Origin of the sequence: Streptococcus sp. 27098_8_86 (assembly GCF_041432595.1) — a bacterium.
In the GTDB taxonomy this organism is placed as follows: domain Bacteria; phylum Bacillota; class Bacilli; order Lactobacillales; family Streptococcaceae; genus Streptococcus; species Streptococcus pneumoniae_F.
Genome location: NZ_JAPVZW010000008.1, coordinates 42617 through 63510, shown reverse-complemented (window position 1 = coordinate 63510; position 20894 = coordinate 42617). Strand labels below are relative to the sequence as shown.

16 protein-coding genes and 1 pseudogene are annotated in these 20894 nt (G+C 39.7%); 3 read left to right on the top strand and 14 right to left on the bottom strand.

Going from position 1 to position 20894, the window contains the following annotated elements:
• Positions 1-17 precede the first annotated feature (17 nt).
• The 4 genes and pseudogenes from O3616_RS07985 to O3616_RS07970 all read right to left on the bottom strand — a co-directional run.
• Positions 18-200, bottom strand: a pseudogene (locus tag O3616_RS07985) (type I restriction-modification system subunit M); the annotation flags it as partial.
• Entirely contained in the window at positions 187-4122 is a 3936-nt protein-coding gene (locus O3616_RS07980; protein ID WP_247953277.1) for a hypothetical protein, read from the bottom strand. The gene O3616_RS07980 and the pseudogene O3616_RS07985, both read right to left, overlap by 14 nt.
• Positions 4123-4245: 123 nt before the next feature.
• Positions 4246-5007 carry a DUF6261 family protein gene (locus tag O3616_RS07975; protein WP_247953278.1) on the bottom strand — a complete coding sequence of 254 codons (762 nt, stop codon included), beginning with the start codon at positions 5005-5007 and terminating at the stop codon, positions 4246-4248.
• A 25-nt stretch (positions 5008-5032) separates the two neighbouring features.
• Entirely contained in the window at positions 5033-5248 is a 216-nt protein-coding gene (locus O3616_RS07970; protein WP_247953279.1) for a hypothetical protein, read from the bottom strand.
• A 483-nt stretch (positions 5249-5731) separates the two neighbouring features.
• On the opposite strand from O3616_RS07970, the gene O3616_RS07965 reads away from it, so the two are divergent.
• Entirely contained in the window at positions 5732-6349 is a 618-nt protein-coding gene (locus O3616_RS07965) for a TVP38/TMEM64 family protein (protein WP_033686500.1), read from the top strand.
• A gap of 42 nt (positions 6350-6391) precedes the next feature.
• Here O3616_RS07965 and scrK read toward each other — a convergent pair whose 3' ends face one another.
• Positions 6392-7279: a fructokinase ScrK gene (gene scrK / locus O3616_RS07960; RefSeq protein WP_000164310.1), complete on the bottom strand. Its 888-nt coding sequence runs from the start codon at positions 7277-7279 to the stop codon at positions 6392-6394.
• Between the two features lie 148 nt (positions 7280-7427).
• Positions 7428-9314, bottom strand: coding sequence for a sucrose-specific PTS transporter subunit IIBC (locus O3616_RS07955; protein ID WP_001064579.1), 1887 nt, complete (start codon positions 9312-9314; stop codon positions 7428-7430).
• 378 nt (positions 9315-9692) lie between these two features.
• Here O3616_RS07955 and O3616_RS07950 point away from each other — a divergent pair, with 378 nt between their 5' ends.
• Positions 9693-11147, top strand: coding sequence for a sucrose-6-phosphate hydrolase (locus O3616_RS07950; protein WP_371638576.1), 1455 nt, complete (start codon positions 9693-9695; stop codon positions 11145-11147).
• Positions 11128-12093 carry a LacI family DNA-binding transcriptional regulator gene (locus O3616_RS07945; RefSeq protein WP_000226004.1) on the top strand — a complete coding sequence of 322 codons (966 nt, stop codon included), beginning with the start codon at positions 11128-11130 and terminating at the stop codon, positions 12091-12093. The genes O3616_RS07950 and O3616_RS07945 overlap by 20 nt, the downstream gene beginning before the upstream one ends.
• Before the next feature lie 36 nt (positions 12094-12129).
• On the opposite strand, the gene O3616_RS07940 is transcribed toward O3616_RS07945, so the two are convergent.
• The 8 genes from O3616_RS07940 to fmt all read right to left on the bottom strand — a co-directional run bounded on the left by O3616_RS07940 (position 12130) and on the right by fmt (position 20894).
• Positions 12130-13404: a hydroxymethylglutaryl-CoA reductase, degradative gene (locus O3616_RS07940; protein WP_371638575.1), complete on the bottom strand. Its 1275-nt coding sequence runs from the start codon at positions 13402-13404 to the stop codon at positions 12130-12132.
• A complete protein-coding gene (locus O3616_RS07935; RefSeq protein WP_371638574.1) occupies positions 13404-14576 on the bottom strand; it encodes a hydroxymethylglutaryl-CoA synthase in 1173 nt (390 codons plus the stop codon). The genes O3616_RS07940 and O3616_RS07935 overlap by 1 nt, the downstream gene beginning before the upstream one ends.
• Before the next feature lie 113 nt (positions 14577-14689).
• A complete protein-coding gene (locus tag O3616_RS07930) occupies positions 14690-15139 on the bottom strand; it encodes a threonine/serine exporter family protein (RefSeq protein ID WP_020901615.1) in 450 nt (149 codons plus the stop codon).
• A gap of 1 nt (position 15140) precedes the next feature.
• Entirely contained in the window at positions 15141-15899 is a 759-nt protein-coding gene (locus O3616_RS07925) for a threonine/serine exporter family protein (RefSeq protein WP_020903004.1), read from the bottom strand.
• Positions 15900-15987: 88 nt separating this feature from the next.
• Positions 15988-17901: a Stk1 family PASTA domain-containing Ser/Thr kinase gene (gene pknB, locus O3616_RS07920; RefSeq protein ID WP_371638573.1), complete on the bottom strand. Its 1914-nt coding sequence runs from the start codon at positions 17899-17901 to the stop codon at positions 15988-15990.
• Positions 17898-18638 carry a Stp1/IreP family PP2C-type Ser/Thr phosphatase gene (locus O3616_RS07915; protein WP_049511028.1) on the bottom strand — a complete coding sequence of 247 codons (741 nt, stop codon included), beginning with the start codon at positions 18636-18638 and terminating at the stop codon, positions 17898-17900. Before O3616_RS07915 ends, pknB begins: the two co-directional genes overlap by 4 nt.
• Before the next feature lie 14 nt (positions 18639-18652).
• Positions 18653-19966: a 16S rRNA (cytosine(967)-C(5))-methyltransferase RsmB gene (rsmB, locus tag O3616_RS07910; protein ID WP_371638572.1), complete on the bottom strand. Its 1314-nt coding sequence runs from the start codon at positions 19964-19966 to the stop codon at positions 18653-18655.
• Positions 19959-20894, bottom strand: coding sequence for a methionyl-tRNA formyltransferase (gene fmt / locus O3616_RS07905; RefSeq protein ID WP_371638571.1), 936 nt, complete (start codon positions 20892-20894; stop codon positions 19959-19961). Before fmt ends, rsmB begins: the two co-directional genes overlap by 8 nt.

Genomic DNA, 20894 nt, shown 5'->3' with positions numbered 1-20894 from the left:
CGAATAAATTAGCCCCATCACCCTTTAAAGTTTTTCAAAAACTCTTTGAGTTCTGCATCGGTTTCTGGTGTGGTTCCGTGGAGTTGACCGAGCATTTCAAGTAGAGAAGCTGTTTGGCTTTCGATTACTTTATTTGTCTCGTTAATCTTGCTGACAATGTCTGTCAGCAGTGCTACTACTTCTTCCTCACCAGTACTTAATCTCACCTTCTCTAAAACCATTCAACCGAATTCCTTGAGGTTGTGTGGACGAACTGCTAATCAAGCCCTTAGATAAAAGATAATTTCTCATCTTTTCGTTGAAATTACTTTTCTTAACTGTGACATAATTGTTTCCTTTTCCGTTCCCATTCAATTTTTCAAAAGCCTTTTCCCATTCTTTATATACATCAGAATCACCCAAAAAAACCATTATCTCCCACAGTTCAAATAGATTTAGATAGTCCCCTAACAAATCTAACCTATGTGTTGACATTTCTGGATTAGATAGTAAATTATCCTTGAGCAGTCTTGTACGATCTAAAGGCTGAATATCGTCCATAGTCAATAACTCTCTGCATAACTGAATACTAATTTCTTCACTATCTAATCTAATCAAATCATCCAAATTTTCTTTAGCTAACTGTCTTATCTTAATTTTGATAGATTCATCTGCATTGTCATAATAATTGGAACTAATTATATAACTTAAATCATCTATATCAAATTTAGAATCAAGGATATGAGCAACAAGTTTAATAGAAAATTGCTTATTTTTCAAGCTTACATGATCCAGAATATCTATTATTTGTAGCTTATAGGAATCATCTATTTCCTCATATTGCAACAAATCATTGAGTTCCGTTTCATCATGAACCTCTTCTTCAATCTCAAGATACTTTTCAATATTCCTTGAAATGAAATAATTTTTCATTGATGGATATTCTTCTCTGATGAACTTAAGACTATTAGCATTGAATTTTATAACCTCCAAATCTATCAAAACTTCTAATCTATCATCCGAAAGCCCCATTACATCAAATTTATTGTAATGCCATTGCATTGATGCAAGCATTGATTTATAGATAGTTAAGTTCAGATTATCTTCAGATACAATTTTATCAAAAAAATCTCCCTGTACTTTCTCATCAAGTTGTACAAAAATATCTCTGTTTAATACAAAATTGGGATCTTGATTAATAAAATCAACCAGGCGATCAGCAATATCATTAAATGAAGAAAAGTAGGAACAAACAATTTCAGAATTAACTTGCCCTTTTTGAAGCCGTACAAGATATTCTATCAGTTTTATATCATTAGATAATCCTTGAAACTTCTCTACAGTGTATTTAATGGAGAATTTTGGAATACTATTCAATATACTTACGGCAGGTGTTATTCCCCCATCTTCGTAATCCTCAACTTTAAATAAAATATCATGTTTAAGCAAGTTCTCAATATAAGAAGAATCATCATCCATTTCCCCGTTTGATATTTTTATATAAACATTGGCGTATTGTAACAAATTATCTTCCGAATCTAAACAGTAATCAAACAGTGATTTCAATTCAATATTTTTACTAATAAGCTCAAAATTCTTGTGAGTATATTCATAATTAGTATATCTTTTTCCCAAGTTCCATTTTATAAAAAATTTCAAATTATTCTCAGAAATCGAATATAAATCATTCCGATAGATATAATTCATTATTTCTTTATAATCTGTAAGTTTTTTTGCATCTAATAAGGATCCATAAATATTCTGTGCATATTCTCTAACTTTTATCTCAATATTTGATAAATTTTTAGTAAACTGCTGAATTTCATAACTCATATTTGGAGAAAGAAGCTCTTGATTATCATTTATATATCCTGAAATCAATACTTTTGTTTTTTCAGGAATACCACTCAAATCAACTAAATTCATTAATGATAGTATTAGACTATTTTTATTTAGAACAGCATATCCTCCATTTTTAATTTCTAAATACTCGTTAAAAAGACTAACATTGTGCTCCAACCATTTCTTAAAAAATAATTTAATAGTCTCTTTTTTATAAATTACACCTTGACCTGATGTAGATCTATCTAATGTATTATAAAAGTTAATCAAGAAATCCAAAACATTCTCTTGTTTAAATATTTGAACTAAACACTCAGTATCATTTTCTTTTTTGGAATTTAGTAAATAGTCAAATAAATTATAATTTAGCACATAACTATATCTATAATCTTTAATCGACAAGCGATTAACTATTTCATTAGTATGGGGTAAAGAAATATCATAATTACCATCACGTCCAGAAACAACATTTCTTAAATATTCTTTTTCTTCTACCGTTATAGTATTTTCATAGAAATGATTCAAATAATCTTGATAGCTCTCATCAATATAAGCATTTCTAATTAGGAAAGAAATTATTGAGAATTGAGGATTCTTTCTTATTTCTTTTGCAAAGTCACTTTTAAAATCATCAATATCTGTAGCATATTGATAAACGTCTGATAATTTATAACTATCTAGTTTCCCAAGATCATCGTTCATTTTCTTAATTTCTTTTTCCAATTTTTCTATGAGCTTCTTATTCCTAATATTTTCTAAACGTTCTTGGAATTCTGGAGTATTTTTATCTGGAAATATAGAATCAATATCCTCATTACGTTCATTTTGATTATAATGTGCATTGTAATAACTGTCAAAGGAGCATATTTCACTTTCATCTGCAAGTAACTCTTTTATATAATCTGAGCGCGTTGAAAAATCTGATTCAAATTTTCTATTTACTTTAATTACTTTTCTCCCATATGGTACTTTCAAAATAGTTCCATATAATTCAAGCTCATCGTTTAATTGTTCTTCATCTGCCTTCTCTATCTTTTTCTCCAATTCTTTTATCTTACTATTTAATTCCTCCCTACGATTTTTTAATGCTATTTCTTTTGAGTTCAATAATTCAAATAAATATCCTTGATTTTTTTGTAAAAGCGAAAAGTCTTTAGGGAAAATATTTTTGTAGACTACCATTGAGAAAATTTTCTCACTCTCTAACGGTAATTTACTTAATGTTTCTTTATAAGTCAGATACTCATTGCAAATATTATTAATCAGACGCATATCATCAAGGTATAATGAGATATTGAATAAAAACTTTTCATCTAACACCTTATGAAGTTCCATATCTTTTAATATTTTTGATAATTGGTCATAAGAATTTGAAGCAGTGACAACTGGAACTACCGGAATAATAAAATCAAAAAACTTTGTTCTCTCTTGAGATTCAAACAAATCATCCTTTACAAGATAGAAAAACACCAACTTGGAATCCCTACATATCTTTCTTTTTCTATTGATAACTATATTTAATTCCTTCAATTTTTCAAAAATTCTAGAATCATTAAAACGTTCAATATCTTCAAATACTATGACATCTGCTCCTGATTGCTTGAATAAATAAAGGACATCGTCCAAGTAGCGATCAAAATAGGATACTTTAGAATTATCATTTGAAAAAATTTCAATGTCAGTTTCAATTTTTTCTGCTTTTAAGGATAATTTTTTGACAAAACCAAAATCTTTTTGTAGTTTCAGTAAAAAATAAATTCCATATATAATTAAAATAAATAAAATTACTAGTACAAGAAGGGAGATAATAGGTTTCGTAGTCCAAGATAGCCAACAAAAGTTCTGAATCAAACCATTCCATGAAGAAATATTTAATAAGTATAAGGATAGTAATATTACTAAACCTAAATAGACCGAAATATTAAAAGGTTCAATCTGCGACTCTGCATCAAGAGTTTTAAAAATGGATTTTCTTATTTGATTAGGATTAATTTGATGAAGTAATTGATTGATTATTTTCCCTTCAATGGTATTGATTTGACGATTATTTAGTCCATTTTTTTCATTGCTTATCGTTTCATCATACTGCCCCAAAGATATATGGAGGAATTTTTTATCTGTACATTGGAACTCAAAGCTCTCAACAACGCTACTTTTCCCTGCTCCATAATTCCCAGTAATAGCTACGTTGGTTACTTCCGAATTTTTGTCAATCGCAAATTTAAGTGCTCTTTCTGTTACTGGCTTTATTTTTATATCTTTATTTGAAGTAAGTGCTCGAAATTTATATTCTCTTGCCATTAATTTATCTCTCCCAATAATTACTATATGTTTAAACAACTACCATTATATCAATTCTGACACAGTATATAAAGCTTTTATATACAAAAATCCCCTTAGAAATCCACTTCTAAGGGGTTGTCTTTATCCTGCTGCTTGAGCTGGTTCTGCTGGTTTGGTCTTTTTATCTTTCTTGCTACTAGTGATGAGACGGCGCTTGCTATCTCGGATACTATTGAGTTCCTTGAGAAGTTGAGTCAGGTGTTCCTTTTCAGGATAGGCTTCTGCACTGGCTGCTGTATAGCGCATAAAGAGGTCGTAGCTAGTTGAAAGTTCGGTACGGAGTTGTCTGGTCTTACCGACTTCCTTGGCAGACTTAGAAGCACGCGCCTTACTTTCCACTTGGTCATATTCCTCTTGAGCATTGACCACCGCCGTCAGCATAGGAGTCAGTCCTAGACTGGTAACTGCCTCATGATAGGGTGTTTCACTAAGTGTTTTGAGAAGGCTCTTGATTTCTGCCGTTTCCACATCGTTACTGTGCTTAGTGATATCCTTGTACTTAGCAAAGACTGGTTTCAGAGTTTCATGAGCTTCTTTGAGCTTAACATCCTTAATCTTAGCAAATCCTCTATGAAGGGTAAAGAGACCGACCAAGGCACTATCACGATTGCGATCGACTTCTGTCAGATTACTAGACTCTTTCGTCTCCACCGTCGCAAGCTGAGCTTGAAAATCATCAAGCTTGGTCTTGAAGGGTTCCAAATGTTTGACATACATGCCCTCATCCTTGTTTGCTTTGGAAAAAGTTGCTAAACTTTGATGAGTATCCATCATCAGGCTTTCAAACTCACGGTTGGTAAAGTTGCTGTAACTAAGAGGGCGAATAGCGTATGTTTTTGTCATGATGATATCCTTTCTATTTAACGAATCATTTTGTTTTTTCTTTATCAAACCAAGACTGGATTAGTTCTGGAAGATAGACCTGTTTTTGATCTGTTTTTACAATGCTTCCTTGTCTACCATGTTGAATCAAAGGTCTATCCTTAAATACAAAGACTTGAAACAATACACAGACCAATAATACAATTCCAATTACAGGAAATGACCATAGTACACTCTCCTCATCATCTCTAACTTTCTTCATTAATTTTTCTCCTTTAAGTTGATACATTCATTCTAACAGTTTCCCAAACCATTTTAACCCCCATCCGCTCAACTGTCATTATTTCCATCTAAAATGTACTTTTCAGGACAAATCAGACATTTCCAAATTAAAAAAATCTCTATCTGACTAGACATACATACCATCCATCAGATAGAGACTCTTACTATTTTTAGATTTTACCTTTTCGAGCTTTAGAATACATATAAACTTTAGGGAAAATGACTATTCAAAAGCTAGAAGACCCCAATTCTTTCTCAGATAAGCCATTCGAAGCTTAGAATACTTGTAAATTTATGGAATTGTGGTCATTCTAAAACTAGATTACATATAAACCTTAGGAAAGAGACCTATTCTAAGTCTCGAAGACCTATCTTCCTATCCATTTCTCATCAAAAAGACTCATTTCCCCTTTCTCCACCAAAATATGGTATAGTAGAGTTATACTATCTATGAGGAGTTTACATGTCACAGGATAAACAAATGAAAGCTGTTTCTCCCCTTCTGCAGCGAGTTATCAATATCTCGTCGATTGTCGGTGGGGTTGGGAGTTTGATTTTCTGTATTTGGGCTTATCAGGTCGGGATTTTACAATCCAAGGAAACCCTCTCTGCCTTTATCCAGCAGGCAGGCATCTGGGGGCCGCCTCTCTTTATCTTTTTACAGATTTTACAGACTGTCGTCCCTATCATTCCAGGAGCCTTGACCTCGGTGGCTGGGGTCTTTATCTACGGTCACATCATCGGGACTATCTACAACTACATCGGCATTGTCATTGGCTGTGCCATTATCTTTTATCTGGTGCGCCTCTACGGAGCTGCCTTTGTCCAGTCTGTCGTCAGCAAGCGCACCTACGACAAGTATATCGGTTGGTTGGATAAGGGCAATCGTTTTGACCGTTTCTTTATCTTTATGATGATTTGGCCCATTAGTCCAGCTGACTTTCTCTGTATGCTGGCTGCCCTGACCAAGATGAGTTTCAAGCGCTATATGACTATCATCATTCTGACCAAGCCCTTTACTCTCGTGGTTTATACCTACGGTCTGACCTATATTATCGACTTTTTCTGGCAAATGCTTTGACATGTAAAAAATCCGTTTGGTTTCCCAAGCGGATTTTGTGCTTTATTTTGAAACTTCTTTTGCAAGGACAAAGTTCCCAAGAGTAGCAGAACCATTTCCTGCGACTGCTGGAGTGACGATGTAATCACGCACATCTGGTACTGGTAGGTAACCATTGAGAAGAGATGTAAATTTCTCACGGACACGGTCCAGCATGTGTTGTTGAGCCATGACCCCTCCACCAAAGACAATCACGTCTGGGCGGAAAGTCACTGTCGCATTGACCGCAGCTTGAGCGATATAGTAGGCTTGGACATCCCAAACAGGGTTGTTGAGTTCAATATTTTCCCCACGAACACCTGTACGAGCTTCCAAACTTGGACCAGCTGCATAGCCTTCCAGACATCCCTTATGGAAAGGACAAACACCCTTAAACTCTTTTTCAATATCCATTGGGTGTCTAGCAACATAGTAATGGCCCATCTCAGGGTGACCCACACCGCCGATAAACTCGCCACGTTGGATGACACCTGCACCGATACCTGTACCGATTGTGTAGTAAACCAAGTTTTCGATACGACCACCAGCATTATTACGGGCAACCACTTCCCCGTAAGCAGAGCTGTTTACGTCTGTAGTGAAGTACATTGGCACGTTGAGGGCGCGACGAAGGGCACCAAGCAAGTCCACATTTGCCCAGTTTGGTTTTGGAGTTGTTGTAATAAAACCATAAGTTTTTGAGTTTTTATCAATATCAATCGGACCAAATGAACCAACTGCAAGACCAGCAAGGTTATCGAATTTTGAGAAGAACTCGATGGTTTTATCGATTGTTTCGATTGGAGTTGTTGTTGGAAATTGTGTTTTTTCTACAACGTTAAAGTTTTCATCACCGACAGCACAGACAAACTTTGTACCGCCCGCTTCCAAGCTTCCATATAATTTTGTCATGATAAACCTCTTGTTTTTATTTTCTTTATTATAGCATATTTCGAAAGTCTAAATTTCTCTATTTTTTAGATTTTCCTCTGTAAATCTTACCATTCAAGCAAAAACGAACAAACATGTCATTTGTTCGTTTTCATTTTGAGAGGATTAATTAGATTTTCACTTCAATCACAGCATCCCCCTTCGCAACTGAACCTGTTGCGACTGGAGCTACTGAAGCGTAGTCAGCTGTGTTTGTAACGATAACCATTGTTGTATCATCAAGACCAGCTGCAGCGATTTTGTTTGAATCAAATGTTCCAAGAACATCGCCAGCTTTAACCTTGTCACCTTGAGCAACTTTTGCTTCAAAACCTTCACCGTTCATTGTTACAGTGTCGATACCAACGTGGATCAAAACTTCAGCACCATCAGTTGTTTTCAAACCAAAAGCGTGTCCTGTTGGAAAGGCAATTGAGACTTCAGCATCAGCTGGTGCATATACTACACCTTGACTTGGTTTCACAGCGATACCTTGGCCCATAGCTCCGCTTGAGAAGACTGGGTCATTGACATCAGCAAGAGCTACAACATCACCGACAATAGGAGTTACAAGTGTTTCATTTTGAAGAGCTGCTGGAATGTTACCAGTTGTTTCTTCTTGAACCAAACGTTCTGTCTCTACTTCAGTAGCAACTTCTTTTTCATCCTCATAACCAAACATATAAGTAAGAGCGAAACCAAGAACGAATGATACAGCTACCATAAGAAGGTATTGTGCAAGTTGTCCGTTACCGATGTAAAGCATTGTACCAGGGATGATGGTGATACCATTACCAGTACCAGCAAGTCCAAGGATAGAAGCCAATCCACCACCGATTGCACCAGCAATCAATGAAAGGAAGAATGGCTTACGGAAGCGCAAGTTCACCCCGAAAATAGCAGGCTCTGTAATACCGAGGAAGGCAGAAAGAGCAGCTGGGAAAGCAAGTGTTTTTAGTTTTGGATTTTTAGTTTTAACACCAACCGCAACAGTCGCAGCACCTTGAGCTGTCATAGCAGCTGTGATGATAGCGTTGAATGGGTTAGCATGGTCAGCAGCAAGCAATTGAATTTCAAGCAAGTTGAAGATGTGGTGCACACCTGATACGACGATCAATTGGTGAACCCCACCGATCAAGAAACCACCAAGACCAAATGGCAAGCTGAGGATCGCTTTTGTAGCGATAAGGATGTAGTTTTCAACGACGTGGAAGACTGGTCCGATGACAAAGAGTCCAAGGATAGACATAACCAAAAGTGTCACGAATGGCGTTACTAAGAGGTCAATCACATCTGGAACAACCTTGCGGACAGCTTTTTCAAATTTAGCTCCGACAACCCCGATGATGAAGGCTGGAAGAACGGAACCTTGCAAACCAACAACAGGGATGAAACCAAAGAAGTTCATAGCTGTTACTTCACCACCTGAAGCGACTGCCCAAGCGTTTGGAAGTGAGCCAGAAACAAGCATCATACCAAGAACGATACCAACGGCTGGATTTCCACCGAATACACGGAAGGTTGACCACACAACCAAACCTGGCAAGATGATAAAGGCTGTATCTGTCAAGATTTGAGTGTAAGTTGTCACATCAGCTGGAAGTGTCATTCCAAGAGCAGTCAAGAGACCACGCACACCCATAAAGAGACCTGTCGCTACGATAACTGGGATGATTGGAACGAAAACGTCACCGAAAGTACGGATAGCACGTTGGAACCAGTTCCCTTGTTTAGCAGCTTCTGCTTTCATGTCATCTTTAGATGATGTTGGCAAACCAAGTGCAACAACTTCATCGTACATTTTGTTAACTGTACCAGTACCAAAGATGATTTGGTATTGACCTGAGTTAAAGAAAGCACCTTGAACTTTTTCCAAGTTCTCAATCACTTCTTTATTGATTTTTCCTTCATCTTTGACCATGACACGAAGACGAGTCGCACAGTGAGCTACACTGTTGACATTTTCACGTCCGCCCAAGGCATCGATGACTTTTTTTGCAATTTCCTGATTGTTCATTTGCAAAAATCTCCTTATATAAAATTTTGTTATTGTTTGAAAGCGATTTTATTCGCCCTACGACTATTATTTTATCATGTTTTAGAAATATGTCAAGCGTTTTGCAGAAAAATATTCTATCCACTTAGTAGACACGCTTTAGATTGATTGTTATTGACTGTTTTATCAGGCATTCCTTAAAAAAATAAGTTTAAAACCTTAGTTAAAAGGCTTTTATTTCATTATCTTTCATATTTTCTTGAAAAGTTGATTAATTTCCTGCTTTAAATTTATGATAAACGTTTAACAGTTTTTTCTCTTTTTTAACATAAAAGGCTTGCATTTTTTATCGAAAACGGTTACTATTAAATGTGATAAGATTTTTGGAGGAATGAATGAATGGAATGGACTACTGAGCGTCGTTACAGACTTTATCAAGATTGGACGCAAGAAGAAATTCAAAATATAAAAGAAAATATGGCACAATCTCCATGGCATACTCATTACCATGTTGAGCCAAAAACAGGACTTCTCAATGACCCAAATGGCTTTTCTTACTTTGATGGGAAGTGGATTGTCTTTTATCAGAACTTTCCTTTTGGTGCAGCCCACGGTTTGAAATCTTGGGTTCAATTGGAAAGCGAGGATTTGGTTCACTTCACAGAAACCGGAGTCAAAGTTTTGCCTGATACTCCATTAGATAGTCACGGTGCCTATTCTGGTTCTGCCATGCAATTTGGCGATAACTTGTTCCTATTTTATACAGGAAATGTTCGTGATGAAAACTGGATCCGTCACCCTTACCAGATTGGAGCTTTGATGGATAAGGATGGCAAGATTACAAAGATTGATAAGATCTTGATCGACCAGCCGGCAGACTCTACTGACCACTTCCGTGATCCGCAAATTTTTAACTTCAAGGGCCAATACTATGCTATCGTTGGTGGACAGGACTTGGAGAAAAAAGGCTTCGTCCGTCTCTACAAGGCTGTCGAAAATGACTACACAAACTGGCAAGCAGTTGGCAACCTTGACTTTGCTAACGACCGTACTGCCTACATGATGGAATGTCCAAATCTGGTCTTTGTAGGGGAACAACCTGTCCTTCTCTACTGCCCACAAGGATTGGATAAGAAAGTTCTAAACTACGATAATATCTATCCAAATATGTATAAGATTGGGGCTTCCTTCGACCCTGAAAATGCTAAAATGGTTGATGTATCTCAACTCCAAAACATGGACTATGGTTTCGAAGCCTATGCAACTCAAGCCTTCAACGCTCCTGATGGACGTGCTCTAGCTGTTAGCTGGCTTGGCTTGCCTGATGTTTCTTACCCATCTGACCGTTTTGACCATCAAGGAACCTTCTCTTTGGTCAAAGAATTGACTATCAAAGACAGCAAACTCTACCAATACCCAGTCGCAGCTATCAAGGACCTTCGTGCTACTGAAGAAGCCTTCTCAAACCGTGTCCAAACCAAGAACACTTACGAACTTGAACTCAACTTGGAAGCTAATAGCCAGAGCGAGATTGTCTTACTGGCTGATAAAGAAGGCAAGGGACTTTCCATCAACTTTGACCTTGTAAATGGTCAAGTGACAGTAGATCGTAGCCAGGCTGGTGAACAGTATGCCCAAGAATTTGGAACTACACGTTCTTGCCCTATCGAGAATCAGGCTACTACTGCTACAATCTTCATCGATAACTCTGTCTTTGAAATTTTCATCAATAAAGGAGAAAAAGTATTTTCTGGTCGTGTCTTCCCACATGCGGACCAAAATGGGATCCTGATTAAATCTGGAAACCCAACTGGAACTTACTATGAATTAGATTATGGTCGCAAAACTAACTGATGTCGCCAAACTTGCAGGCGTCAGCCCTACTACCGTTTCTCGGGTTATCAATAAAAAAGGGTATTTATCTGAAAAAACCATTCAAAAGGTAAATGAAGCCATGCGAGAATTGGGCTATAAGCCCAACAACCTAGCTCGTAGTCTGCAAGGAAAATCAGCTAAGTTAATCGGCTTGATTTTCCCCAATATTTCCAATGTTTTCTATGCAGAATTGATTGATAAGCTGGAACATCAACTCTTCAAAAATGGTTACAAGACCATCATCTGCAACAGTGAGCATGACTCTGAAAAGGAACGCGAGTACATCGAAATGTTGGAAGCCAATCAGGTAGACGGCATCATTTCGGGTAGTCACAACTTGGGAATCGAAGACTACAATCGAGTGACAGCGCCAATTATTTCCTTTGACCGCAACCTGTCACCAGACATTCCCGTCGTCTCCTCTGACAACTATGCTGGTGGAGTTCTTGCAGCCCAGACCTTGGTTAAGACAGGCGCCCAGTCTATCATCATGATTACAGGGAATGACAATTCCAATTCACCAACTGGACTGCGCCACGCTGGTTTTGCATCTGTACTCCCAAAAGCTCCTATTATCAATGTTTCCAGTGACTTTTCTCCAGTCAGAAAAGAAATGGAAATCAAGAATATCTTGACTCGACAAAAGCCAGATGCCATTTTTGCTTCGGATGATTTGACCGCTATTCTAGTCATTAAAATCGCTCAAGAACTGGGCATCTCTGTACCAGAAGATCTCAAGGTCATCGGCTATGATGGGACCTACTTTATCGAGAATTACTACCCTCAACTGGCTACTATTAAGCAACCCTTGGAAGAAATTGCCTGCCTCACTGTTGACCTCCTCTTGCAAAAGATTGAAGGCAAAGAAGTCGCAACAACTGGTTACTTTTTACCAGTTACACTATTACCAGGAAAAAGTATTTAAGCACAAGAAAACTCAGACAAAACAGTCTGAGTTTTTTTATGATCTTAAGTTTTCTAGATAACGCTGGGCAGTTTCTAAGTTAAAGGTTTTATCTGCGATGAGGCGCTCGACCAAGGGAGCAACTTCAGACTCACTAGCACCAGCTAGGAGAGCTAAGGATTTAGCCTGCAATTTCATATGGCCTTGCTGAATCCCTGTACTCACCAAGGCTTTCAGGGCCGCAAAGTTTTGGGCAAGTCCTATAGACACGATAAGCTGGGCTAATTCTTTAGCAGAAGGATTTCCCAGTAATTCATGACTGAGGGCTACACGAGGGTTGAGACCGATAGAGCCACCCTTGGTCGCAACAGGCATGGGCAGGGTCATCTCACCAACTAATTCTTCTCTTTCAAGGTCCAGCGTCCAGCAGCTAAGACCTTGATAGTGCCCATCTCGACTTGCAAAAGCATGAGCTCCTGCCTCAATAGCACGCCAGTCATTACCAGTGGCAATCAAAATGGCATCAACACCGTTAAATATCCCTTTATTATGAGTAGCTGCTCGATAAGGATCAGCCTGCGCAAACTGGTTAGCTAAAGCTATTTTCTCCGCAATTTCTCGTCCTTGGTCCTTCTGGCGGCTCAAGTAACGAAAGGCGATGCGACAGCTTGCAGTCACCAGAGAATCGGTCGCGTAGTTTGACAGAATCCCCATGAGACTCTGCCCCTGACAGAGTTCTTCTAAGACTGGTTTCAAGGCTTCCAGCATGGTGTTGAGCATATTAGCACCCATGGCTTCCTGGGTATCAACATGGAGATAAACAACAAGGAAGTCTGTTTCGCCTTTTATCTGTTCTACATGCAAATCACGCGCCCCACCTCCACGTTTAACGATAGAAGGATAGGCTTGATTGGCAAGTTCCAAGAGTTCGGCTTTCTTGCTGGCAATTTTCTCTTGCGCTTGTTCAGGATTAGCAACTTGATAAAGGGCTACCTGCCCAATCATCTGGCGCTCATGAACTTGAGCAGTAAAACCGCCTGCTCGCTTGATGATTTTACTTGCATAGCTGGCCGCAGCAACCACGGACGGTTCTTCTGTCACATAGGGAACTGTGTATTCCTGACCGTTGACGAGGACCTCTGGGACCAGCGAATAAGGTAAAGAAAAAGTTCCCACCACATTCTCACTCAGCTGGTCTGCAACAGTCACGCTAATTTGTTCATCCTGCTCCAGACTGGTTTGTTTTTCAGGACTAAGGAGCGCCTGAGCTTTTAACAGCTCAAGGCGCTCTTGGTATGATTTTTTAGAAAATCCATTCCAACTTATCTTCATTATTTTTCAACCTTGCTATAACGGCGTTGGTGGTCAACAATTTCAACCAAGGCAAAATCTTGATTTTCATAGCCAGCAAACTGGGCAGAATTTGTTTCATCTAACTCTACTTCCTCAAAGAAGACTTTTTCATAGTCTGCAACAGACAGGGCAGTTCGTTGGTTGAGCTTGTTAAAGCGGTCTTTATCCAAATAAGCTTCATATCCTTCAACCAATTCACCACTGAAGAACTCAGCCACAGCCCCACTTCCGTAACTATAAAGGGCAATTTTATCTCCAGCCTTCAGGCTATCTGTATTTTCCAAGAGAGACAGAAGCCCAAGGAAGAGGGAACCTGTATAGATATTCCCCACCTTTTGACTGTAGAGAATAGACTGTTCAAAATGCTTTTGCAAGAGGTCTTTTTTCTCTTGAGGCAGGCTCTTATCCATGATTTTTTTCAAGCCTTTTAAGGCTAATTTAGGATAAGGCAAGTGGAAGCAAACAGCTGCAAAATCATCCAAAGTAAGCTGGTAGCGTTTTTGATATTCAAGCCAAGTCGTTTTCAAACTATCCAAGTATTGCTGGGTAGAATAAACACCATTTACATAAGGGGTTGTTGAGTAATTTGGACGCCAGAAATCCATGATGTCACGAGTCTGAGCCACATTGTCATTATTAAAGGCCATAATGCGTGGATTTTGTGTAATCAACATAGCCACACTTCCAGCACCCTGAGTGGGTTCTCCTGGAGTTTCAATACCGTATTTGGCAATATCACTGGCAATGACCAAAACCTTGGACTCTGGAGAATTTTCCACATGCAATTTGGCATAATGAAGGGCAGCTGTCGCTCCATAGCAGGCTTCTTTAATCTCGAAACTACGAGCAAAGGGCTGGATGCCCAGCAAACCATGCACAAAGACGGCTGCAGCTTTACTCTGGTCAATTCCTGACTCGGTAGCCACAATGACCATGTCGATTTCTGCTCTTTCTTGCTCAGTTAAAATAGAGTCACTTGCACTGGCTGCCAAGGTCACGATATCCTCAGTTAGAGGCGCAATACTCAATTCCTTGAGTAAGAGTCCTTTGCTTAATTTTTCAGGGTCAATTCCCCTCGCTTCTGCTAAGTCTTGTAATTTCAAGACATATTGACTGGTCGCAAAACCAATCTTATCAATACCGATTGTCATATTTACCTCTGTTTTATCATTCATTGTAAAAAATCGTTCTATACTATTTTATCACAAATAGCAGTAAAAGATAGAAAAAAGACTTGATTCACCAAATCAAGTCGCTTATTATTCTAACCATTATGCTGTTTTCGTAAGTGAGAATAAAGTCTGAGAATCACTGTTCCACTAGCCATTCCAATGGAAATAACCAAAGCCAGCATAACAACCAAGGTTGCACTAGCAATGGCATGACTGTAATCTCCCGTCACAAAAAAGGCAGTTGTTCGATAGGAAAGATAACCCGGAACCAGAGGTGCCAAGATGGCCAAGATAAAGACTACAGCAGGTGTCTTATAAAGAATACTTAAAATCTGGCTGACACAAGAACCGATAATGGCTGCAATAAAAGTAGCCACAATAACATTGGTCGGTTCCTTTAGCAAAAGATAGATTAGCCAGACAGCCATGCCCAAAATCCCTCCAGGTAAGAGCATAGAGCGTTGCACATTGAGTACGATTAAAAAAGTGATAATGGCAAGAAGACTTGCTACTGCTTGTAATAAAAAGGTTGTTAGTGTCATATTAATTCATCAATACCAAGGCGACAGAAGTTCCTGCCCCTAAAGCAAGGGTAATGAGCAGGGATTCAAACATCTTACTCATACCAGAGTTTATGTGGTTGGTCATAATATCACGAACCGCATTGGTCAAGGCAATCCCTGGTACAAACGGCATGACTGCACCAGCTATAATCAAATCTGCCGTTGAAGGAAAACCTGTGTAGCGAGCCCAAAACTGGGCAATCATCCCAAAGACAAAGGCTCCAGCAAAGGCCGTCACAAAGGGAATTCGGATAAACTTCTCCACATAGAGGGAAAAGGCAAAACCAAATAAGGTAGCCACTCCTGCCCCAAGTGCGTCGTAGATATTTCCACTAAACATAATTGAAAAGAAAGGAGCACTAAAGGTCGCAGCCAAAGTTACCTGCAACTTAGTATAAGGAAGGGGCTGGGCTTGCAAGGCCTTCAATTGCTTGAAGGCTGTCTCTAAATCAATCTGCCCCCCTACCAACTGACGAGAAATCTGGTTCACATCGCAGACTTTTTCGATGTTATAAGAAGAGGAAGTCACGCGCTTCATGCGAGAAATATTGGTATTTTCAATGGAGAAAAAGATAGCGGCAGGCATGGCAAGAACATTGCAATCCACAATCCCCTGCGAATGCGCAATACGAATCATGGTATCTTCTACGCGATGAATCTCTGAACCACTTTTGAGAAGAATGGTCCCTGCTAGCATAATGACATCGATAACGGCATTTAATTCTCTTGATTCTTCCATGCGTTCCTCCTTTTATCAACTCTTTCTATTCTATCACAAATCCGGACTCAAAAAAAATCTTTGCCATGAAATCATGACAAAGATTCGTTTAATCACGAGAATTTTCGTGGTTTCCTTCACTATTTGGTTGAGTCGGAGCAGGAACCGTTCCTTGTTGATTTCCTTGCTGGCCACCTTGTTGATTCCCTTGATTTGGAGTAGTAGGTGAACCTTGGTTACCACGTGGAACTGACGTTGAAGAGGAACTTGATGGTGGTGTTTTGGGTTTATAAATCGAAATTTTAATACGTGTGCTGGCTAAATCAATTTTTCCACCCGCTTTTGGAGTCTGATCCACAACATTTCCTTCTGCTGTTCCTTCAGGAGCGGTTGACACTTCAACAACTTCAATATTAGCCTCTTTCACCCCAACAATTTGAATCAAATTAATTTTAGTGAATTCAAGACTTGAACCAATATAACTTGGCATTGAAATAGAATTTACTTTTTTAGCAACAGTCAGAACTATTTGAGTTGCCTTGCTAAGATCGTAGGTTGTTCCCTCCGGTAAACTTTGTTTCATGATTGTACCAGCTTCGATTTCGTTGGATTCTTCTTCCTCAATCTTAATTAGATTTTCTGGAACCTTCTTACCTTTCAACTCTGCCACTACATCACTAGATTTTCTTCCAAGATAATTTCCGAGTTGGAAGGATTGCTGACCAGAAGACACAATCAAATTAATTTTTGTTCCTTCTTTGCGTGTCGTACCGGCGTCAGGATCGGTACGAATAACACGACCTTCTTCAACCTTATCACTAGCCTCTGTTTTTTCTTCACCAACCTCAAAATTGGCTTTCTTAAGCGCTTCTTTAGCCTCAGCAACCGTCTGACCTGCCACCTTTGGAACGGCAATGGTAGCGGGCGTTCTATATAAAATCCATACCAAGGATGCCACAACTAACAAGAAGGTCGCCAATAAAATTGGATAACGTGCTTTCAGGCGACGCCGTTTGGTTGGCTTTGGACTAGGTACTGGTTTTTCTGTCTGATGAGGCTGGGGCTTAGATTGAGGTCTTCCCTCTTGTACCGGAGCTTTAGGAATAGAAGTCAGAGTACTTTGTGGAACTTTAGGAAGAGTTTTAGTATCTGCCTTAGTTGCATCGTCAAAGACTAGCTTTGGTTCATTACGACGATTATTAGACAAACTACTCGACAAATCCACATACATTTCAGCGACTGATTTGTAGCGATCTGTCAATTTCTTGGCAGTTGCCTTAATAACAACATTTTCTAAAGCCTGAGGCACAGATGGATTTTCAGCTATAACCGATGGCAATGGTTTCTGGAAATGCTGGAGGGCGATGGTCACTGCGCTATCCCCATCGTAAGGAATATGACCTGTCAGCATCTCATAGAAGATAATCCCCATAGCATAGATATCACTCTGCACAGTTGCTTTAGAACCACGCGCCTGCTCTGGAGACAAATAATGAACGGAACCTAGCATTGAGTTGGTCTGAGTCAGACTTGTCTCTGCAAAGGCTACTGCGATCCCAAAGTCTGTAACTTTGGCAGTCCCATCTGGGGTCAAAAGGATATTTTGCGGTTTCAAATCCCTGTGAACAATCCCTCGAGTATGGGCTAAGCGCATAGCCAGAAGGATTTGTCCCATGATTCGAATCGCTTCTTCATTTGAAAGAGGGTGATGTTCCTTGATATAGCGTTTGAGATCTAACCCAGCAACATATTCCATTGCGAGATACTGTTGTCCCTCTTCTTCACCGATATCTGTAATCCGAACGATATGAGGATGGTCCAAATCTGCCATGGCTCTCGCTTCCCGCTGAAAACGAGCCACAGCAATCGGGTCTGTCTGGTAGTTGGTCCTCAGGACCTTTACCGCCACTTCTTCCCCATCTAGAATCAAATCTTTAGCCAAGTAAACATCTGCCATGCCTCCTCGGCCAATCTGTTTGAGAATCCGATACCGCCCGGCAAAAATCTTGCCGATTTGGATCATTCTGTTTCCTCCTCATTAACAGCAATAAGGGCAACTGTGATGTTATCTAAACCACCTGCATTGTTGGCAAAACGGATCAAGGTTGCTGCCTTATCTTCCAAAGAAATATCGCTGGTTACAATATCAGAAATCTCACTTCCTGAAATCATATTTGTCAAACCATCGCTATTGAGTAAGAGATAGTCCCCAGGCTCAAGGGTGATTATTCCAAAATCAGGCTGAATTTCATCTTTTTGACCAATAGATTGAGTAATAATATTTTTCTGTGGATGGCTAGCAGCTTCTTCTGGCGTCAATTGACCTGCCTTAAGCAATTCATTGACCAAAGAATGGTCGCTCGTTAACTGGTGGTATTCTTCTCCACGAATCAAACCGATACGAGAATCTCCGATGTGAGCATAAATAGCCTGATTATCAATAATGGCTACAGCCTCAAGGGTTGTTCCCATTCCTTTATAGGCTTCAGTTTGTCCCAATTGGTTAATCCTTTGATTTTCAATCTCAAGGTTGTTCGCAAACCATTCACGCACTTCATTAACCGTATCGATTTGTGTATCAACCCAAGCTACACCCAGGTCTGTTACTGCCATCTCACTAGCGATATTCCCTGCGCGATGACCTCCCATACCATCAGCTAGGATAATCATAGTACGTCCAGCTCTATTGACATAGTGGTTGACATAGTCTTGGTTATTTGTTCGTTTCTGACCAACATCTGTTAATAATGAAATTTCCATGTGTTAGTTCCTTCCTAATCCGATATCTTGCGAAATTGACTGATGAAGAATCCATCACTTCCATACAATTCAGGTGTAATGAGAATACAGCCGTCTTTCATGATATCCTTACATTCATGTTCTAGTGTTACCTGCTCAAATTCAGGATGACTTTCTAAAAATGCCTGTACGACTTGAAAGTTCTCCTCTGAGACAATAGTACAGGTACTATAAGTTATTATACCACCTTTGCGTAGTGTTTGACAAACACTACCTAATATTTCTAGCTGAATTTCCTGCAAAGACGCGAAATCTGCCGTTTCTTTATTGTATTTGATGTCTGGTTTTCGGCGCAGAAGACCGATTCCTGAACAGGGAGCATCTACCAAAATCTTATCAAATGAATCCTGACCAAAAAACTCATGTACCTTTCTGGCATCCAATTTTTGCGTTTGAATCCGAGCTGCAACCCCTAGACGTTGGGCATTTTCTTGAATTAAGTCCAACTTGTGGTCATACAAGTCCAGAGCAGTAACCTGACCTGTCGTGAGATAAGAGGCTATATGGGCTGTTTTTCCACCTGGAGCCGCACAGGCATCTAGAACCTGCTCATCACCTTGTAAATCAAGCGTCGGAGCAACAAGCTGACTGGACTCGTCTTGGATGGTAATGGCTCCATCCGCAAACAAATCATGGCCTGCAAAATGCCCTTGCTCCTTCACAAGACCAGAGGGAGACAAGGATGAATCACTGGCCTCCAACAAGGCTTGGATTTCCTCTTTTCGGCTTAAATCAGTTACACGAATACTGGCCTTGTTTCTCACCAAAAGACTTTCAAAAATAGCTTGCGCTCGCTCTTCACCGTATTCTTCCTTGAGCTTGGAAACTAGCCAAACTGGGAGAGAATAAGCAATGGAATCACGCTTGTTTTTCCGTTTGATGCTAGCAATATCTGGCCAGCCTTCACGCAGAATACGACGAAGGACGGCGTTGACCAATTTTTCACTGCCTTTTTTACGGACTTTGGCCAATTCTACTGCTTCATTGACCACAGCATGGTCTGGAATCTTGTTCAAATAGCGGAGCTGGTAGGCACTCATGAGAAGCAGGACATAGATCCAGCTGTCTAACTGGTCTCTGTCTTCGATAAAGTGGGACAGGTACCATTCCAGAGTCAGTTTACGGGCTACCGTTCCATAGACCAGCTCGGTCACTAAGCCCTTGTCTGCTGCCGAAAGTTGACTCCCTTTAAGATGCTTATTTAAGGCGATATTTGAGTATGCTTGATTGATAAAAACATCCTCTAATACCACTAGAGCTAAACTTCTAGCCGTTTCTACTTTAGTCACCAAATCGTTCTCCTACAGTCAATGTCCGTCCAACTCCGTTTAGGAAGGAAGCAATGTCCATCTTAGGTTTACCAGCTGGTTGCACTTGTTTAAGGGATAGAGCCCCTTCTGCCGTTGCGACAATCAATTCTTTCTTGCCAATAGAGAGAATCTCACCTGGATTTCCCTGACCTTCTACTGGTAGGGCTTCATAAATCTTAAAGCGGTCACCCTTAAGGAAAGTATGGGCAACAGGCCAGGGGTTCATGCCACGGATTTGGTTAAAGAGTTGACGATTGCTTTTATTCCAATCCAACTTTTCTTCCTCGGGTTTGATATTTGGCGAGAAGGTAACCTGACTTGGATCCTGCGGTTCAGGTTTGATATCACCAGCAATATAAGCTGGCAAAGTGTCCAAAAGCAAATCACGACCAACAAGAGCTAATTTTTCAAACAAGGTGCCAACATTGTCCTCATCTGTGATCGGAATACTACGACGAGAAATCATATCTCCTGCATCCATTTCCTTAACCATTTCCATAATGGTCACACCAGCTTCCTTATCCCCTTGAATCAAGGCATAATGGATTGGCGCTCCACCACGGTGTTTAGGAAGAAGAGAAGCGTGAACATTGACCGCAAAGTCCATGCTATCAAGGAGTTTACTTGGGAGAAACTGCCCAAAAGCAGCAGTCACAATTCCATCTGCTCCTAGCTTCATAATATCTTCCATCTCTGGACTTCCAGATAATTTTTCAGGTTGGTAGATAGGAAGTCCTGCCTCTTTGGCAGCTTGTTTAACTGGGGTCTCCTGGATCACTTTTTTACGTCCGACAGCACGGTCTGGCTGGGTCACAACGGCTAGAATTTCGTAACGGTCATCTGTCAAAAGCCCTTTTAAGACTGTTGCTGAAAAGTCGGGGGTCCCCATAAAGATTAATTTTGTCAT

What these genes read in the sequence shown, in the direction of transcription:
- O3616_RS07980 (WP_247953277.1), bottom strand. Translation starts at nt 4,122, where the DNA reads ATGGCAAGAGAATATAAATTTCGAGCACTTACTTCAAATAAAGATATA.
- O3616_RS07975 (WP_247953278.1), bottom strand. Translation starts at nt 5,007, where the DNA reads ATGACAAAAACATACGCTATTCGCCCTCTTAGTTACAGCAACTTTACC.
- O3616_RS07970 (WP_247953279.1), bottom strand. Translation starts at nt 5,248, where the DNA reads ATGAAGAAAGTTAGAGATGATGAGGAGAGTGTACTATGGTCATTTCCT.
- O3616_RS07965 (WP_033686500.1), top strand. Translation starts at nt 5,732, where the DNA reads ATGTCACAGGATAAACAAATGAAAGCTGTTTCTCCCCTTCTGCAGCGA.
- scrK (WP_000164310.1), bottom strand. Translation starts at nt 7,279, where the DNA reads ATGACAAAATTATATGGAAGCTTGGAAGCGGGCGGTACAAAGTTTGTC.
- O3616_RS07955 (WP_001064579.1), bottom strand. Translation starts at nt 9,314, where the DNA reads ATGAACAATCAGGAAATTGCAAAAAAAGTCATCGATGCCTTGGGCGGA.
- O3616_RS07950 (WP_371638576.1), top strand. Translation starts at nt 9,693, where the DNA reads ATGGAATGGACTACTGAGCGTCGTTACAGACTTTATCAAGATTGGACG.
- O3616_RS07945 (WP_000226004.1), top strand. Translation starts at nt 11,128, where the DNA reads ATGGTCGCAAAACTAACTGATGTCGCCAAACTTGCAGGCGTCAGCCCT.
- O3616_RS07940 (WP_371638575.1), bottom strand. Translation starts at nt 13,404, where the DNA reads ATGAAGATAAGTTGGAATGGATTTTCTAAAAAATCATACCAAGAGCGC.
- O3616_RS07935 (WP_371638574.1), bottom strand. Translation starts at nt 14,576, where the DNA reads ATGACAATCGGTATTGATAAGATTGGTTTTGCGACCAGTCAATATGTC.
- O3616_RS07930 (WP_020901615.1), bottom strand. Translation starts at nt 15,139, where the DNA reads ATGACACTAACAACCTTTTTATTACAAGCAGTAGCAAGTCTTCTTGCC.
- O3616_RS07925 (WP_020903004.1), bottom strand. Translation starts at nt 15,899, where the DNA reads ATGGAAGAATCAAGAGAATTAAATGCCGTTATCGATGTCATTATGCTA.
- pknB (WP_371638573.1), bottom strand. Translation starts at nt 17,901, where the DNA reads ATGATCCAAATCGGCAAGATTTTTGCCGGGCGGTATCGGATTCTCAAA.
- O3616_RS07915 (WP_049511028.1), bottom strand. Translation starts at nt 18,638, where the DNA reads ATGGAAATTTCATTATTAACAGATGTTGGTCAGAAACGAACAAATAAC.
- fmt (WP_371638571.1), bottom strand. Translation starts at nt 20,894, where the DNA reads ATGACAAAATTAATCTTTATGGGGACCCCCGACTTTTCAGCAACAGTC.